The organism is Pseudomonas sp. 300, assembly GCF_055803035.1.
In genome coordinates, this window is sequence record NZ_JAVLRV010000002.1 from 1,407,476 (window position 1) to 1,424,641 (window position 17,166).

The 17,166-nt window shown below is 59.1% G+C and carries 11 protein-coding genes; 8 read left to right on the forward strand and 3 right to left on the reverse strand.

Annotated elements, in window-relative coordinates:
* Window positions 1-45 precede the first annotated feature (45 nt).
* Window positions 46-990, forward strand: a complete 945-nt coding sequence (locus tag Q7W83_RS13130) for a DMT family transporter (protein ID WP_150639036.1) — start codon at window positions 46-48, stop codon at window positions 988-990.
* 252 nt (window positions 991-1,242) lie between these two features.
* Window positions 1,243-2,319 (forward strand): 4-hydroxyphenylpyruvate dioxygenase, encoded by a 1,077-nt coding sequence (hppD, locus tag Q7W83_RS13135; RefSeq protein ID WP_150629835.1) that lies wholly within the window; start codon window positions 1,243-1,245, stop codon window positions 2,317-2,319.
* 126 nt (window positions 2,320-2,445) lie between these two features.
* Here the strand turns inward: hppD and rarD are convergent, their stop codons facing one another.
* The 3 genes from rarD to Q7W83_RS13150 all read right to left on the reverse strand — a co-directional run bounded on the left by rarD (window position 2,446) and on the right by Q7W83_RS13150 (window position 6,042).
* Window positions 2,446-3,327 (reverse strand): EamA family transporter RarD, encoded by an 882-nt coding sequence (gene rarD / locus Q7W83_RS13140; protein ID WP_150639035.1) that lies wholly within the window; start codon window positions 3,325-3,327, stop codon window positions 2,446-2,448.
* Window positions 3,328-3,522: 195 nt separating this feature from the next.
* Window positions 3,523-4,536: an aldo/keto reductase gene (locus Q7W83_RS13145; protein ID WP_150629831.1), complete on the reverse strand. Its 1,014-nt coding sequence runs from the start codon at window positions 4,534-4,536 to the stop codon at window positions 3,523-3,525.
* A gap of 195 nt (window positions 4,537-4,731) precedes the next feature.
* On the reverse strand, window positions 4,732-6,042 hold the full coding sequence (locus Q7W83_RS13150) for an MFS transporter (protein ID WP_473656176.1): 1,311 nt from the start codon (window positions 6,040-6,042) through the stop codon (window positions 4,732-4,734).
* 161 nt (window positions 6,043-6,203) lie between these two features.
* Here Q7W83_RS13150 and Q7W83_RS13155 point away from each other — a divergent pair, with 161 nt between their 5' ends.
* From Q7W83_RS13155 to Q7W83_RS13180, 6 genes are all read left to right on the forward strand, one after another.
* Window positions 6,204-7,331, forward strand: a complete 1,128-nt coding sequence (locus Q7W83_RS13155) for a sugar diacid recognition domain-containing protein (protein ID WP_150653472.1) — start codon at window positions 6,204-6,206, stop codon at window positions 7,329-7,331.
* Window positions 7,332-7,601: 270 nt separating this feature from the next.
* Complete coding sequence (locus tag Q7W83_RS13160) at window positions 7,602-8,744, forward strand: glycerate kinase (protein WP_473656177.1); 1,143 nt, start codon at window positions 7,602-7,604, stop codon at window positions 8,742-8,744.
* A 268-nt stretch (window positions 8,745-9,012) separates the two neighbouring features.
* Complete coding sequence (locus tag Q7W83_RS13165; RefSeq protein ID WP_150629824.1) at window positions 9,013-10,638, forward strand: methyl-accepting chemotaxis protein; 1,626 nt, start codon at window positions 9,013-9,015, stop codon at window positions 10,636-10,638.
* Window positions 10,639-10,968: 330 nt separating this feature from the next.
* Complete coding sequence (locus Q7W83_RS13170; protein WP_458377367.1) at window positions 10,969-12,936, forward strand: hypothetical protein; 1,968 nt, start codon at window positions 10,969-10,971, stop codon at window positions 12,934-12,936.
* Between the two features lie 217 nt (window positions 12,937-13,153).
* Window positions 13,154-15,346 carry an autotransporter outer membrane beta-barrel domain-containing protein gene (locus Q7W83_RS13175; protein WP_473656178.1) on the forward strand — a complete coding sequence of 731 codons (2,193 nt, stop codon included), beginning with the start codon at window positions 13,154-13,156 and terminating at the stop codon, window positions 15,344-15,346.
* Window positions 15,347-15,510: 164 nt separating this feature from the next.
* Window positions 15,511-17,004 (forward strand): hypothetical protein, encoded by a 1,494-nt coding sequence (locus tag Q7W83_RS13180; RefSeq protein ID WP_224792474.1) that lies wholly within the window; start codon window positions 15,511-15,513, stop codon window positions 17,002-17,004.
* Window positions 17,005-17,166 lie beyond the last annotated feature (162 nt).

The window sequence follows — 17,166 nt, forward strand, 5'->3', positions numbered from 1 at the left end:
AACGGAATGATACCCCATCAAATCGATTGGTCGTTCTGGAGACTTATGACTGCATATGAGCAAAACCTGTCGGGGCCTTCCTATGTCGCGGTTTATTTCAAACTCGCGGCGGTCACCATGATTTGGGGCGGCACCTTCGTCGCCGGGCGATTTCTGGCGGACAGCCTCAGTCCGTTGTTCGCCGCGAGCCTGCGGTTTTTGCTGGCCAGCGTGGCGCTGCTGCTGTTTTTACTGCTGGCGCGCATTCCATTGGCCCGACCCAGCTCCCGGCAATGGTTACAACTGACGCTGTTGGGTTTCTTCGGGATTTTTTTCTACAACCTGTGCTTCTTCTATGGCCTGCATTACATCAATGCTTCGCGGGCGTCATTGATCGTCGCGCTGAACCCTGCCGTGATCGGGCTGGCCTCGTGGTTGCTGTTCAAAGAGCGCATGAGTCGAGCGAAAGTCATCGGCATCGCGATCTGTATTGCCGGGGCGAGCCTGGTGATTGTCAGTCGTCATCCACAGTTGATGGCCGGTCAGGCTGATGCCTGGATCGGCGACTTATTGATCTTTGGCTGCGTGCTCGGTTGGGGCATCTATTCACTGTTCTCAAAAGACCTGAATCAAACCCTGGGGCCGGTGCAAACGGTGACGTATTCGATTTTGCTCGGCACGGTGATGCTCTGGGTGGTCAGTGCCGTCAGGGGCGAGGTGAGTGTCGCGGCGCTGGTCGGCCTCGGCTCGGCGCAATGGTTGAGCCTGATCTATCTGGGCGTGTTGGGCTCGGCGCTGGCGTACATCGGATATTACGACGGCCTGCGCACAATCGGCGCGACACGCTCCGGGGTGTTCATCGCCTTGAATCCACTGACCGCTGTGATCCTCGGTGCGTTGCTGCTCGGCGAGCAGTTGACGCTGACGATGTGCCTGGGCGGCGGGTTGATTCTGGCGGGGATTTTCCTCTGCAACAAACCCCTTGCGCGAGCAGGGAAAAAGGGGATTTGATACAGAAGGCGGACAAACCGATTTACGCTGTGTAGAATCCGGTTACGCATATAAGAATAAATGTCTTCTGGCAGCAGAAGCCTCGCCCGTAACAGCCTTGGGTCGACAATGAAGAGTTTTGGGTTTCAATTGATCTACGGTGATTTCCTCGCCCGCAGCGTGCGGGGCATCTCCTGCGCGCCACCCGTCGGTCTCAGCATTGCCAGCAACTAACGATTCGTTAATTGACCAGAAAATGATGAGGCGCCGACCATGGCAGATTTATACGAAAACCCGATGGGCCTGATGGGCTTTGAGTTCATTGAATTCGCATCGCCAACCCCGAACACGCTGGAGCCGATCTTCAAGATCATGGGCTTCACCAAAGTCGCGACCCACCGTTCCAAAGACGTGCACCTGTATCGCCAGGGCGCGATCAACCTGATCCTCAACAACGAACCCAACAGCGTCGCTTCGTACTTCGCGGCCGAGCACGGCCCGTCGGTGTGCGGCATGGCGTTCCGCGTCAAGGATTCGCAAAAGGCCTACAAGCGTGCGCTGGAACTCGGGGCGCAACCGATCCACATCGAAACCGGCCCGATGGAGCTGCACCTGCCGGCGATCAAAGGCATCGGCGGCGCGCCGCTGTACCTGATCGACCGTTTCGGTGAAGGCAGTTCGATCTACGACATCGATTTCGTGTTCATCGAAGGCGTTGACCGCAACCCGGTTGGCGCCGGCCTGAAGATCATCGACCACCTGACTCACAACGTGTATCGCGGCCGCATGGCGTACTGGGCGAACTTCTACGAGAAGTTGTTCAACTTCCGTGAAATCCGCTACTTCGACATCAAGGGCGAATACACCGGTCTGACCTCCAAGGCGATGACCGCGCCGGACGGCATGATCCGCATCCCGCTGAACGAAGAGTCCTCCAAGGGCGCCGGGCAGATCGAAGAGTTCCTGATGCAGTTCAACGGCGAGGGCATCCAGCACGTGGCCTTCCTGGCCGACGACCTGGTGAAAACCTGGGATCACCTGAAAAGCATCGGCATGCGCTTCATGACCCCTCCACCGGACACTTACTACGAAATGCTCGAAGGCCGTCTGCCAAACCACGGCGAGCCGGTTGACCAACTGCAAGCGCGAGGCATTCTGCTGGACGGTTCGTCCGAGTCGGGCGACAAGCGTCTGCTGTTGCAGATCTTCTCGGAAACCCTGATGGGCCCGGTGTTCTTCGAGTTCATCCAGCGTAAAGGCGACGACGGGTTCGGTGAAGGCAACTTCAAGGCGCTGTTCGAATCGATCGAACGCGATCAGGTTCGTCGTGGCGTGTTGTCCACCGACTAAACCACCACCGCCGTAAAAACTGTGGGAGCGAGCCTGCTCGCGATGGCGCCAGGTCAGTCAACCGAGAGGTTGAATGTCAGGCTCTTATCGCGAGCAGCCTCGCTCCCACATTTGTTTGGTATGTGTTTAAGGCCTGCGCTGTCGCATCAGGTGCTTGAACCCTTCGAACACCAGCACCAGCACCGCCATCCAGATCGGAATGTAGGTCAGCCATTCTCCGGGCTTGATGCTTTCCCCGAGCAGCAACGCCACGCCAAGCAACAGCACCGGCTCTACGTAGCTCAACAGCCCGAACAGGCTGAACGGCAACAGTCGGCTGGCGATGATGTAGATCACCAGCGCCGACGCACTGATCACGCCAAGCATCGGGATCAACAGCGACAACCACGGATGCTGATCAAACACATTGAATCCTTGCTCGCCGGTCTGCACGAACCAGAAGGCCACCGGCAGCGTCAACGCCATGTCCAGCCACAAGCCGCCGAGGTTGTCCGCCGCCAGACGCTTGCGCAGGATGAAATACGTTGGATAGCCGATGCACACCAGCAAGGTTGCCCAGGAAAAACCGCCGACCTGATACACCTCGTTGATCACCCCGAGGCAGGCGAAAAACACCGCAATCTTTTGCAGATAGGAAAGACGCTCACCGTAGGCGAGCCGTCCGGTCAGGACCATGGTCAGTGGCAGCAGGAAATAGCCCAGCGACACATCGAGGCTGTAGCCGTTGAGCGGCGCCCACATGAACAGCCAGAGTTGCACGCCGAGCAAGGCCGAAGAAGCGATCAGGCCGGCGATCAGTTTCGGCTGGGCAATGGCTCGCCGAACGAGCTCGACCACGCGCTTCCATTCGCCGGACACCACCATGAACACGGTCATGCACGGCACTGTCAGCAGCATTCGCCAGCCGAAAATTTCCACGCCGCTCAACGGAGTGAGCAGTGAGGTGTAGTAATACATGACGGCAAACAGCACCGAGGCCGAAACCGAGAGAGCGATACCTTTAGACAAACTGTCCTCGCGAAGTTGAAGGTGAAACGGGGGCGGAGGATACGTGGTTTTACGGTCGAATATTGTCCGATCGATCAACACCGATCCATTGTGGGAGCGAGCCTGCTCGCGATGAGTGCCTGACATTCAACATCCCGGTTGACTGATCTGGCGCTATCGCGAGCAGGCTCGCTCCCACATTAGGTCTGTGTTGCTTCAGGTGTTGCGGGGCTTACGGCCCGACACGAAATGGCTCACATCATTGAACCCCGGCGTGGACGCATGCCCCGGTGTCACCAGCGAATCGATAAACGCCTCATCTTGCGCCGTGATCTTCACCGCTTGGGCTTTAGTGTAGGCATCCCATTGCGCTTCCGTGCGCGGCCCGACAATGGCCGAGGTCACGGCGCTGTTGTTCAGCACCCAGGCAATCGCGAACTCGACGATACCGACGCCGCGGTCCTGGGTGTATTGCTGGATCTGTTGGGCGATGCGCAGGGATTCGACGCGCCATTCGGTTTCCAGAATACGTTTGTCGGCGCGCCCGGCGCGGCTGTCGGCATCCGGTTTTACATCCGGCGCATATTTGCCGCTGAGTACGCCGCGCGCGAGCGGGCTGTAAGGCACCACGCCCAAACCGTAGTTCTGCGCGGCGGTGATCTGTTCGTTTTCGGCTTGACGGTTGACGATGTTGTACAGCGGCTGGCTGATGACAGGGCGGTCGACACCCAGTTTGTCGGCCACGCGAATGACCTCTGCGATGCGCCAGCCGCGATAGTTCGACAACCCCCAGTAGCGAATTTTGCCCTGGCGGATCAGGTCGCCGATGGCCGACACGGTCACTTCCAACGGCGTGTTGTGGTCTTCGCGGTGCAGGTAATAGATGTCGAGGTAGTCGGTGCCGAGGCGCGTCAGGCTGGCATCGATGCCATTGAAGATGTGCTTGCGGCTCAGGCCGCTGCGGTTCGGCACGCCGTCCACCGGGCCGAAACCGACCTTGGTGGCGAGCACCCATTCGTGGCGGTTGCCGGCAATCGCCTCACCGACGATTTCCTCGGAGCGGCCGCCCGTGTAGACGTCGGCGGTGTCGATGAAATTGATGCCTTGGTCCCAGGCCTTGTCGATGATCCGCAGGGAATCTTCGGTGCTGGTCTGTTCGCCGAACATCATGGTGCCGAGGGTCAGGGTGGACACCTGCAAACCCGAATGACCCAACGTGCGATAGCTCATGACGAAATCCTTTTACCGGTGGGAAAGGCTCAATCAAATACCAGAACTGTGACAGGGAGCAAACGCAAATCTCAAACATCCCCGGAACAAATGTGGGAGCTGGCCTGCTAGCGATGGCGGTTTGTCAGCAACATCAATGCTGACTGACATTCAGCCATCGCTAGCAGGCTAGCTCCCACAGGGGTTTTGCGGTGCTTAAGCGCGCAAGGTGCGGGTCATGCGCAATGCCAGCAAGCTGCCGCAGACAATCACGCCCGCCAGCAAGTAAAGCGCGGCATCGGTCGAACCGGTGCTGTCCTTGACCCAACCCACCAGGTACGGGCTGAGGAAACCGGCCATCTGGCCCATGGAGTTGATCAACGCCAGACCACCCGCCGCAGCGCCGGCGCTCAGCAGTGCGGTCGGCACCGGCCAGAACATCGGCAGGCCGGTGAGGGCGCCCATGGTAGCGATGGTCAGGCCTAGGATCGCGATGGCGGGCGTGGTGGCGAAGTTCACCGCGATCAGCAGGCCCACCGCGCCCATCAACATCGGCACCACCAAATGCCAGCGACGTTCTTTGCGCAAATCCGCCGAGCGGCCGACCATCAACATGAACACGGCCGCCAGCAGGTACGGGATCGCACTCAACCAGCCAATCACCAGGTTATCGCTGAAGCCCAGGTTATTGATGATCGACGGCAGCCAGAAGTTGATCGCGTACACGCCGCTCTGAATGCAGAAGTAAATCAGGCCGAACGCCCAGATCGCCGGGTTCTTGAACACCGCCAGCAGCGAGTCGGTGGTGGTTTTCGGTTTGTTGGCGAGGTCTTCGGCGTGGTCGGCTTCCAGCACCGAGCGCTCGAACGGCGTGAGCCATTTGGCGTTGGCGTAACTGTCGCTGAGCAGGAAGTAGGCGAGGGCGCCGAGGATTACGGTCGGGATGCCTTGGAGCAAGAACATCCACTGCCAGCCGGCCAGACCGCCCTGGCCGGCGGCGAAGTGGTTGAGGATCCAGCCAGAGAACGGGCTACCGAGCAGGCCGGACACCGGGATTGCCGACATGAACAGCGCCATGATGCGGCCACGGCGGAAGGTCGGGAACCACTGCGAGAGGTACAACACCACGCCCGGGAAGAACCCGGCTTCGGCCGCGCCGGTGAACAGGCGCAAAGTGTAGAACTCGGTCGGGGTGGTGACGAACAGCAGGCAGGTCGACAGCGTGCCCCAGACGATCATCATCAGTGCGATCCAGCGGCGCGGGCCGAATCGGGTCAACGCCAGGTTGCTGGGCACGCCGCACAGCACGTAGCCGATAAAGAAGATCCCGGCACCGAGGCCGTACACGGTTTCGCTGAATTTCAGTGCATCGAGCATCTGCAGCTTGGCAAATCCAACGTTCACCCGGTCGAGGTAGTTGAACAGGTAGCAGATGAAAATGAAGGGGATCAAACGCAGGGTGATGCGTTTGTAGACGGCATTTTTTTCGTCAACGATGGCCTGGGTAGCGGCGGCGCTCTGTGACATGGCGGGCTCTCTCTTTATTATGATTTTTTGCGATGCAAAGGGTAACGTTGATCGCCCTGAGAGTCTCGACCACCCTCAGGGCTGCTGTCTTTGTGCCTGAGCACAGGGTTTGCCACCAAGCCCTGTGCGGGTGAACAACCGCGTTTTCAAGGACCACCACCATGTTCGAACTCGATCACGACCTGGCCCAGGACATCGTCGACCGGGCGATGGCCATCCTGCCGTACAACGTCAACGTCATGGACAGCCAGGGGTTGATACTCGGCAGCGGTGAGCCGGAGCGAGTCAACACCCGGCACGAAGGCGCGCAACTGGTGCTGGCCAACGGGCGCGTGGTGGAAATCGATGCGCAAACCGCTATCCACCTCAAAGGCGTGCAGCCCGGCATCAACCTGCCGCTGTTGCTCGATCAACGGCTGATTGGCGTGCTCGGCATCACCGGCGAACCCGAGCAATTGCGCACCTACGCCGAACTGGTGCGCATGACCGCCGAGATGCTGGTGGGCCAGCGCAATCAGCAGGCCGAGCAGCAATGGCGGCGCCAGCGTTGCGATGATTTGTTGGCGTTGCTGTTGAGCGAGTCCGGGGATTCACCGCGCCTGATCGATGAGGCGCAGCAGCTTGGGCTCAAACCGCAACTGACGCGGGTGCCGTATCTGTTTGAGCTGGGGATGGAGCACGGTCCGGGGCAAACCGTCGACGCACTCAGCGCCTGGTTGACCTCGCGCTACCCGGACAGTTGGTGCGTGAGTTCGGCCAAGTCGTCGTTGCTGTGGTGCCGACCGGCAAACCAGGCGATCGAGAACGACCGTCTGCTGGAAAAACTCGACGGCCTCGGCTGGAATATCTTGCGCATCGCCGTGGGCGGGCAGGCCGAGGGGTTGTCGGGCTTGCGTCGTTGCTATCGCCGGGTCGGCGACTTGCTCGCCTACGGGCGCGATGTGTTGCCGCATTCACGTCTGCTGACGCTGACCCGTTATCGATTGCCGGTGATGCTCTGGCGCCATCGCAACGACGATGCGCTGGACGAATTGCTCACGCCTTTGCGCAAAGTCATCGCCAAGGACGGCAACGGTCAACTGCTGGCGACCTTGCGCAGTTGGTGCGATCACGATGGCCAGAGCCAGGCCTGCGCCGATGCGCTGGGCATTCACCGCAACAGTTTGCGTTACCGAATGGAGCGGATTGCCGAGCTCAGCGGCGTCGATCCGTTGAGGCTCGATGGCATGCTTGCCCTTTATCTCGGTGTGCAACTGCTTCCGCAAACTGACGCGCCCGCGCCTTTGTAGGAGCCGCTGGCGATGGCGATCTCAAGGACGCTTTCGCGAGCAGGCTCGCTCCCACATTTGATTCTGTTCGCTCTTCAATTTTGTGGTCACTGAAGATCCCCTGTGGGAGCTAGCCTGCTAGCGATGAGGCCCTCACATCCAACATCAATGCTGACTGGATCAAAGCCTTTGTAGAAATGAACAATAATCCACCATGCCGCTTGTGCAGCGGACTGGCGTTATTGTTCAGGCCGGCTGGCAGCATGAGGGCATTGGAACTGGAGAATTCGCATGAAAATCGTCATCGCCCCCGATTCGTTCAAGGACAGCCTGAGTGCACAAGGCGTGGCCGATGCCATTGCCCTTGGTCTGGTTGAAGTCTGGCCCAATGCGCAACTGGTCAAATGCCCGATGGCCGATGGCGGCGAAGGTACGGTCGAGTCGATTCTGGCAGCATGCGATGGCGAACTGCGCCGGACCACCGTTCGCGGGCCGCTCGGCGTAGCGGTCGATGCGGCGTGGGGATGGTTGCCCGATAGTCACACCGCGATCATCGAAATGGCAGAAGCCAGCGGTTTGCAGTTGGTTTCGGTGGGCCAGCGCGATGCATGCATCAGCAGTACGTTCGGCACCGGCGAACTGATTCGCGCCGCGCTCGACGCCGGGGCGCAGCGTGTCATTCTCGCCATCGGCGGCAGCGCCACCAACGACGCAGGCGCAGGGGCAATGCAGGCGCTGGGCGTGAAGTTGCTGGATGCACAAGGCCAAACCCTGGCGCCCGGCGGATTGGCGCTGACGCAACTGGCCCGCATCGATCTGAGCGGCATGGATCCGCGCCTGGCCGAGGTGCGCTTCGACATTGCCGCCGACGTCAACAATCCACTGTGCGGCCCCCACGGCGCCTCAGCGATTTTCGGTCCGCAAAAAGGCGCAACGCCCTCGCAGGTCGAGCAACTGGATCGCGCGCTCGGGCACTTTGCCGAACTGTGCGCACGAACCCTTAACAAAGACGTCAGTGACGAACCGGGCAGCGGCGCGGCGGGCGGTCTGGGGTTTGCCGCCAAGGCCTTCCTGGGTGCGCAGTTCAAGGCCGGGGTGGAAGTGGTCGCCGAGCTGGTCGGCCTGGCTGATGCGGTCAAGGGCGCCGACCTGGTGATCACCGGCGAAGGCCGTTTCGATGCGCAGACCTTACGCGGCAAGACACCGTTTGGTGTTGCGCAGATCGCGCGGCAACACGGCGTGCCGGTGATCGTCATCGCCGGCACCTTGGGTGAGGGCTATCAGGCCTTATACGAGCATGGCATCGATGCCGCGTTTGCCGTCGTGAGCGGGCCGATGACGCTGGAACAGGCCTGTGCCGAGGCACCCCGATTGTTGTGTGAACGGGCGAGCGACATTGCCCGGGTCTGGCGTCTCGCCGCCCGCAAAACCTGATACCCCACGATCCTGTAGGAGCCCGCAGCAAACTGGCTCCTACAGGATTTGTGTGATTCTTGAGTGTTTCATGGGTGAAGCACTCTTGATCCCTTAAAAAATATTTCGCAAATCCCCCGCAGAAATCCTCAAACCCAGCCGATACAACTATCAGGCGCACACAAACCTATTACAACAGTGGCGCCAACCTGAACGGTGCGCCTCAACGCCCGCCCGCCAGTGATTACGGCAAGGACGCTCGAAGCCTCTATCACCCGAGTACCGTCCTATGTCCCTGCGTAATCTGAATATCGCGCCTCGAGCTTTCCTGGGTTTTGCCTTCATTGCCTTGCTGGTGATTGTGCTGGGTGTGTTTGCAGTCAACCGCATGTCGATCATCCGCCAGTCCTCGATCGACATGGGCAGCACCCAACTGCCCAGCGTCGGCTTCCTGGGCAATGTCACCGAAAATATCCTGCGCATGCGCATTCTGTCGTTCCGCATTCTGGTCAATCGCGAGCCGGCCAGTTTGCAGGAAGCGGAAACCCGTATCGGCGTGTTGACCGACAAGGCACTCAAGGCCCAGGCCAGCTACGCCGCATTGCCGATGGGCCCGGACGAAGCGGCGCTGTATAAGGTGTTCAGCGCGACTCTGGACAATTACATGCAAGCCCAGCGCGAAATGTTGGACCTGTCGCGCCAGAACAGACTTGACGAGATGCGCAACCTGATCAACACACGGATCAAGGACGGCACCGACAAGATGGGCGAACAGCTCAATCGACTGGTGACTTACAACACCGAGGGCGCCAAAGCCGCAGGGCTCGTCGCCGAAGACAACTACAACACCGCCGTGAACGGGATCATCGGGGTGTCAGTGGTGGCGGCGCTCATGACCGTGCTGCTGGCCTGGCTGCTGACCCGCAGCATCGTCACGCCGTTGAACCGTGCGGTGCAGGCAGCGGAAACCATCGCCGGGGGTAACTTGACCAAGGCCATTGAAATCGATGGCAAGGACGAACCGGCCCGCCTGCTCGGCGCCTTGTCCACCATGCAAGACAACCTGCGTAAAACCATCGAGCAGATCGCCGGTTCCGCCACGCAACTGGGCGCCGCCGCCGAAGAGCTCAGCGCCGTGACCGAAGAAGCGTCCCGCGGCCTGCAACAGCAAAACAACGAAATCGAACAAGCCGCCACCGCGGTCAACGAAATGACCGCCGCCGTGGAAGAAGTGGCGCGCAATGCGGTGTCGACTTCCGAAGCCTCGAACCAGTCGACCCAGGCCGCTCGTGAAGGTCGTGACCGTGTGGTGGAAACCGTCGACGCCATCCAGACCATGACCCACGACGTGCAAAACACCTCGCTGATGATCGAAGGCCTGGCGGCTCAGGGCCGCGACATCGGCAAGGTGCTGGACGTGATCCGCGCCATCGCCGAACAGACCAACCTGCTGGCCCTGAACGCGGCGATCGAAGCGGCCCGCGCCGGTGAAGCCGGGCGTGGTTTTGCGGTGGTGGCGGACGAGGTGCGGGCGCTGGCGCATCGCACCGCGCAATCGACTCAGGAAATCGAGAAGATGGTCGCCGGCATTCAGAACGGCACGGGGGAGGCGGTGTCGTCAATGCAGCAAAGCAATCAGCGCACCCAAAGCACCCTGGAAATGGCCCGTGCCGCTGGCATTGCGCTGGAGCAGATCACCCAGTCGATCCATCTGATCAACGAACGCAACCTGGTGATCGCCAGCGCGTCCGAAGAGCAGGCACAGGTGTCCCGTGAAGTGGACCGCAACCTAGTGAACATTCGCGACCTGGCTACTCAGTCCGCTGCCGGGGCCAATCAGACCAGCGCCGCCACCCACGAATTGTCGCGACTGGCAGTGGATTTGAATGCGATGGTGGCGCGGTTTGTGATTTGATCGATGGCTCGGAAGTGATAGTTGCGAATATCTGCTGAAGGTGTCGCTGCCCGCGAAAGCTGCCTGAATATCATCGGGTTTTTCAGCCCTGCCACGCAGTGCTGTTAACCCGATTGCCGCTTCTGACAAACCCCTGTACAGATCTCCACCTGTCAACTCTGACAGTATCGCGATTATAAAAACTGCTGCTTAATTCGCTCAAGGCCTCAGTGGCCTCGCAGAACGAGGGGAGCGGCTCGCCGTGCCCGACTGTATCGATCTGCCCGACAGATATTTTGACTGCCATTGCATTCGCAGTGGCTTGAACGATATGAGTGGGAGAGCGATAACATGGCGAGTGACGGCAGAAAACAACCCTTACCTGCGTGGAGCCAACGAGTGCCGGGGCGTGCTGACGCAGATCCGTTTACACCCCCGGTCGTGGACGCGGTCACACTACCCGGTTTGCCGGCGGGGCTGTTCCCCCGTGCATCCCTTGACACAGGGATCACGTTGGAAATCCCAAGATGGGCCACCGTTCCAACGGATCCAATAGATGTTGAGACAGTAGAAGTCCAGCTCGCGCGTGTTGGCTCTTCCAACTATGAAACTGTCGACACCGCGAGCTACGTTCCTGGCACGACCACATTCCCTATCGAAGTAACGATACCTGCCGACTGGTTATTGAAAGACGAAAACGAAGGCGCATTCAACCTGAGGTATCGCCACGAGAATTATCTCGGGACACCCAGCGAGTCCGCGCCCGTACTTGTTTTCGTCGACAAGATTCCTCCCAATGGCACCGCTGCGCCTGAGAAGCTGACGTTTGCGTTTACAGGCCCGATTGTCGATGCCACGCTCACGGGGATAACAGAGCTGGAAGCGACAGTTCCCGAGTGGACCGGTGCGGCGGAGGGCGACCGGGTTGCTTTCACCGTGGTTGCAGACAAACTGCCTGACGACCCCGAGGACATCGTACCCATCGCCGTGGTCCCGTTGCCGGCGGACCGAAAGATCAAGTTCCCGGTGACACTGATAAAAGACTTGCTCGACGGTAATTACTGCTTTGGCTATGTGATCGTGGACAAGGCTGGCAATCGAAGCCGCATCTCCCTTTACGACTTGATTCCGGTGGCACTCGGCCAGTTCCCCCCCCTTCCATATCCCGCACTCAGCGTGCCCGAGAATGAAGATGACGGCAAAATAGACCGGGCAGACGCCCTGCAGGGGGTCTTCGTCGAGTTTCTAAGAATTTTGCACGCCAAGGCAACGGATCAGATCGCGATCAGTTGGGGGGGCAAGGAGCTTCCTTACCGGACACCGGTGGGCTCCAATCCTCCGAACATGATGAGTGTCTCTGTCATCTGGGAGCATATGCGGGACGAGTACGGCGCAGCGACAGCGCCGGTCATTACGCCTGTGGAATACAAGCTGTACCGTGGCTCGGTGCCCATGGGCGGTGCGACCGGTAACGTCACGGTCGATTTCTCGACGACAGGCCCCGAAAACCCCAAGCCTGAGCCCGGCAACCCGGCCCTTCTCCCGCTGGAGGTGTACGGCGACAGCAATACGGCCAACAAACTGGTCGCGAACGATGAGAACAAGCCTGTCGTCGCGAGGATCGAACTCTATGACCCCCTAACGGCCGGAGATAAAATCCAGGTGTACTGGGACGGAACGGCTATCGGTGCTCCCTATTCTGTCGACCCTGCCACCGACGATCCTGGTGACGAAATCGAGATTGCACTGGATTGGGACATCATCAGGAGGGCAGGCAACAACGCTGCAATGCCGGTGACCTACCAGCTAACCAATACCGCTGTTGCCAACCCTCAGGAACCGTTGGAACCCACCGAAGTTGAAATCACGTTCTTTACCGTGACGTTGCCGTTGGCTATTCCACAAGATCTCTTCAATTCCAGGCTGACTTGCCGCTCATTACATTTTGACGGTACCAAAATCGGCTTCCAGTACCTGATTCCTCCAAGCGACTACCTCAAAGCAGGTATGACCGTGAAGCTCGAGTGGAAGGCAGCACATACCTATGCAACACCCGTCGATGTTCCAGCAGCCGGAAAAACGGTGACATATGGGCCGATTACCACGGATGAGGCCGCGTCCGGCTTCCTCTGGTTTATCGAGCCTTATGACACTCATATCTTGCCGACATGGGCGAGTGCAACCAACCAGATAGGCAAGGGTGAAGTCCGCTACACGCTGGACATCGGTGGCGTCCCGGTGCCATCCAGCTTCTCGGATACGCAGGTGGGGCTGACACAAGGGATCGGTACCTGTGATCTGACGCCACCCACTTCCTGAAATTTACTCGCACAGCAGCAGGTACCACGCGGTGCCTGCCGCTGTTCTGCGAATGACTCTTGCCTAGCTTGCAGGATAAATCCTACAGATATGTCAGGAAGGTCCTGCATCTCGATAGGAGGTGTCTGGATATTCTGCGGCTCCTTTTTAGGTGGGCTCGTCGCTGATTGTCAGGATGAGCCTGCCTTCGTGTAGTCCAGATCCCATGGAGTCGGTCATGTCTGCCAGTCAGCTTTTTTTGCTAAGCCCTCTTTCACGGGCTTTACGTCTGTTGCCCTTCTTACCGTTTTTAATCATCAGCGAACAAGCCCACGCCATCCGCTTTATCGATGGCAGCCTGGAGCCTGAGGCCACCATTGACGGGACAACGCCACAGGACAAATACAGCGTGTTCAATGGCGCGACCTTGAATGCCGTGGGTGCGCAAACACTGGATATTACTGTACAGAATTCGACTCTGAACCTGACCGGCACCCAGGTACAGGGTACTGGCACCAACGGGGTGCATCTGGATAGCAGTCTGGCAACGATCGTCGGTAGCCACATTTCCAGTGACAGGATCGGTCTGGTCCTGAGTCACGATTCGGCAAACACCACCGGGTCCACCGCCCACGTAAGCGGCAACAGCACCATCATCGGCACGCGTAACGGCGCGACCGTCAACGGCTTGAGCGAGTTGAGTCTGACCAACAGCACGGTCATCGGCACCACGCTGGCAGGCATCCGTATGTTCAATGGCACGGTCAACGCGACTGGCAGCTCGATCCAGGGTGGAACCGTTGGCATTCAATTAAATGCCGACCCGGGCGTCGCTGGCCCCAACACGCTCAACTTGAGTAATACCCGGGTCGAAGGGCTGAATGGCGCGGCGATTCTGGTCGACAATGCCGAGGCTAATATTGCCGTACTGAACAATTCAACGCTGGTCGGCAGCAACGGCATCCTGATGCAGTTGACCAACGGTGCCGAAGGTAATCTTCGGGTCGGCAGTAGCCACCTGGTGGGCGATATCGTCGCGGACGGCAGCAGCACCGCCAATGTGCTGCTGGAAGACTCCGCGACCCTGACCGGGCGCTTGCAGAACGTGCAAAACCTGGGTGTCAACAGCAATGCGCGCTGGATCATGGTCGGTGACGGAGAGGTGGAAAACCTGTCCATGAACGGTGGTGCCATCCAGTTCGGCAATCCCGGCGAATTCTTCAAGTTGAACGTCGGTACGTTGTCGGGTTCCGGCGGTACGTTCCATATGCATACCGATTTCAGGACCGGTCAGGTCGATACCCTGACCGTGACCGGCGCGGCCACCGGCAACCATACCGTGGCGATTGATTCCAGTGGCACGGAGCCCGCGGGCAGCGGCTCCATTCGGGTTATCCAGATCGGAAGCGGCGATGCAACGTTCACCCTGGCCGGTGGCGCTGTGGATCTGGGCGCGTTCTCCTACAACCTCGACCAACTGAGCAGCACCGAGTGGTACCTCAATGCCCTCACGCGTGCCCCCAGTTCGGGCACCCAATCGGTGATCGCGCTGTTCAACGCCGCGCCGACCGCCTGGTATGGCGAACTCAGCACCCTGCGTACTCGCATGGGTGAAGTGCGCATGGACCATGGCAAGGCCGGTGGCTGGATTCGCGCCTATGGCAACAAATTCGACGTCGACGCCAGCTCGGGCGTTGCTTATCAGCAAGTCCAGCAAGGCCTGTCGTTCGGTGCCGACGCGCCGTTGCCGATGGGGGACGGGCAGTGGCTGGTGGGTGTGCTGGGGGGTTACAGCAAGTCCGATCTGGATTTGAGCCGTGGCACCACCGGCACGATCAACAGCTATTACCTTGGCGCTTACACCACCTGGCTGGATGAGCAGAGTGGCTACTACTTCGATGGTGTGCTCAAACTCAACCGTTTCCAGAACGAGTCCGACGTGCATTTGAGCGACGGCAAGAAAACCAAGGGCAATTACGACAGCCATGGCGTCGGCGGATCCCTGGAGTTCGGCCGTCATATCAAGCTGGCTGACGACTATTTTGTCGAACCCTTTACCCAACTGTCGGGCGTGATCATTCAGGGCAAGAGCTACGACCTGGATAACGGCCTGTCCGCCGAAGGCAGTCGCACGCGTTCACTGCTGGCCAAGGCCGGGGCCACCGCCGGACGCGACTTCAAGTGGGATGACAAGGTCGTGCAGCCCTACATTCGCGCTGCGTATGTGCACGAGTTCGCCAATAACAACGAAGTGCAGGTCAACGACAACACCTTCAACAACGACCTTTCGGGTTCCCGTGGGGAGTTGGGTGTCGGCGTCGCTGCGGCGTTGAGTGACAAGGTCTCGATACATGCTGATTTTGATTACAGCGACGGCAACAAGATCAAGCAGCCGTGGGGCGCCAACGTGGGTGTGCGATATAGCTGGTAATCGCGATGTAGGTGTTGTCGCTCAAAGCTAGCGTCCACTCGGGCTTGATGGCTGTCCGCAATGACAGCCCTCAGGCCCTTTTACGGTGTTGAGGTTTCATTGAATGGTCGGACCTCAGTGACGCCTTCGTCACTGTGTCTGGCACTTAGCGAAGGAGAACATCAATGTCATCAGAAAAGAAACACGCAGAAGACGAATCCGTGCTGTTAATGCCCGCACCGTGGACAGAGCCAGAACCACTGAGCGATATCGTGGGCGGTGAAATCAATCTGTTGCCCAGATCGGCGTGGAGCGATCCGGGCAATCCCCTGAAAGTGGAGTTCCTTCCGTGGGCGCCCTCGAATCCGTCACCAACCGGAGCTGAGTCGATTGAAATTTTTCTGGGGACTGCCTCAATCGGCTTCAAGGAGTGGGACGCCCCGATCGCGCCCAATGATCACTTTGTACCCATCAGTGCCGATAAGCTGACTGACGGCGAGCACACACTCACCTACACCATGACAAACTGGCTTGGAACAACCCAAGGCTCCCTTCCGTTTACCGTCACCGTCGACAAACAAGAACCGCGGCTCCACGCCCCGAGTGGATTAGTGTTCCCCGCCGAAGTGCTTCGCCCGAACAAACTCACCGCCCAGTACCTCGATCTCAACACCGACAAGGTCAAAGCCGATCTCCCAGCTTATGTGACCCCACGCCCCGGCGACCGCATCACCTGGTACTGGGGCGCAACCCCGGGCAATCTGGATGTGGGCGGCGTCATCGAGCTCGATAACACTGACTTTTCTGCACCGATTGTCATCACTGTAGAGGGGGACTTGATTCGGGACCGCAATGATGGATTTCGGTACGTGTGGTATCAGGTGCATGACCGAGCGGGTAACCCGAGTGCGCGTTCCGATTTTGTCGAGCTGGATGTTGCGGCCACCCCCATCCCGCGCTCTTTGCCCTGGCCCGACGTTGAACGGGCCGCTGGAACAGGTGAACAACAGACACTTGATCCGTTGCAGGCTGATACCGGTGCGGTTGTGCAAGTCCCCCAGGACGCCGTTATCTACCCGCAAGAGGGAGTGTTCGTGCAATGGGGCGAGCCCGGAACCCCGGGGGCTGTTCGAGTTGAGCAGGCGATTATTCCCGGGCAGCGACGTTACGCGATACCGATGAAATCGGTCGCTGCCTATATCGATAAAACACTGTGGGTGAGCTATGGCGTTACCGATAGTGATAACAGGGAGTGGCCTTCGCTACGTCGCAAGTTGCGGGTTTCAAGATTGAGCAATTTGCCGACGGTACAATGCAATGGCCTCACCGGGGGCAGTTTGAGTTTGAAAACGGTGCCGGCCGAGGGTGCGATTCTGCGATTGGCCAAATGGCCCCTGATAACGAGCGACCAGTGGATCATGATCACCATGACGGGAGTCGGGTCCACGGGGCACGATGCCGTCGAAACCGTGATCACAAAGCGAGTGCTCAGTGCTCAGGAGGTCATTGGCGGAGTGGGTATGCAAAATGACGTCAGGGTCAAAAAGACGTTTCTCAACACGTTGCGCCGCAATGCTCCGCTCACCGGCAAGGTCTACGTGAGCTTTGACGGTGGTGCAACATGGCCACCGGTTTCTTCGCCCAATTTCCCCCTGTTGCAATTGACTTTGATTGATTAAGGCGGCGAGCCTGGCGACCCCGACTCACTGTTTCCAGAAGTCGGGGTACGTTATTCACAGAGATTGTGACATTCAACGCTTGAACAGCAAGACGAAACCGTTGCAGCGTCGGTGCAAAAAGTGAGGCATCAGGAACGCTGCCTGTCTGCGTGGGCGAGGATT

Excerpts from the sequence above, each read along its gene's own strand:
- Q7W83_RS13145 (WP_150629831.1), bottom strand. The coding sequence starts at position 4,536 with ATGAGCTATCGCACGTTGGGTCATTCGGGTTTGCAGGTGTCCACCCTG.
- Q7W83_RS13165 (WP_150629824.1), top strand. The coding sequence starts at position 9,013 with ATGTCCCTGCGTAATCTGAATATCGCGCCTCGAGCTTTCCTGGGTTTT.
- hppD (WP_150629835.1), top strand. The coding sequence starts at position 1,243 with ATGGCAGATTTATACGAAAACCCGATGGGCCTGATGGGCTTTGAGTTC.
- Q7W83_RS13130 (WP_150639036.1), top strand. The coding sequence starts at position 46 with ATGACTGCATATGAGCAAAACCTGTCGGGGCCTTCCTATGTCGCGGTT.
- Q7W83_RS13155 (WP_150653472.1), top strand. The coding sequence starts at position 6,204 with ATGTTCGAACTCGATCACGACCTGGCCCAGGACATCGTCGACCGGGCG.
- Q7W83_RS13160 (WP_473656177.1), top strand. The coding sequence starts at position 7,602 with ATGAAAATCGTCATCGCCCCCGATTCGTTCAAGGACAGCCTGAGTGCA.
- Q7W83_RS13150 (WP_473656176.1), bottom strand. The coding sequence starts at position 6,042 with ATGTCACAGAGCGCCGCCGCTACCCAGGCCATCGTTGACGAAAAAAAT.
- Q7W83_RS13170 (WP_458377367.1), top strand. The coding sequence starts at position 10,969 with ATGGCGAGTGACGGCAGAAAACAACCCTTACCTGCGTGGAGCCAACGA.
- Q7W83_RS13175 (WP_473656178.1), top strand. The coding sequence starts at position 13,154 with ATGTCTGCCAGTCAGCTTTTTTTGCTAAGCCCTCTTTCACGGGCTTTA.
- Q7W83_RS13180 (WP_224792474.1), top strand. The coding sequence starts at position 15,511 with ATGTCATCAGAAAAGAAACACGCAGAAGACGAATCCGTGCTGTTAATG.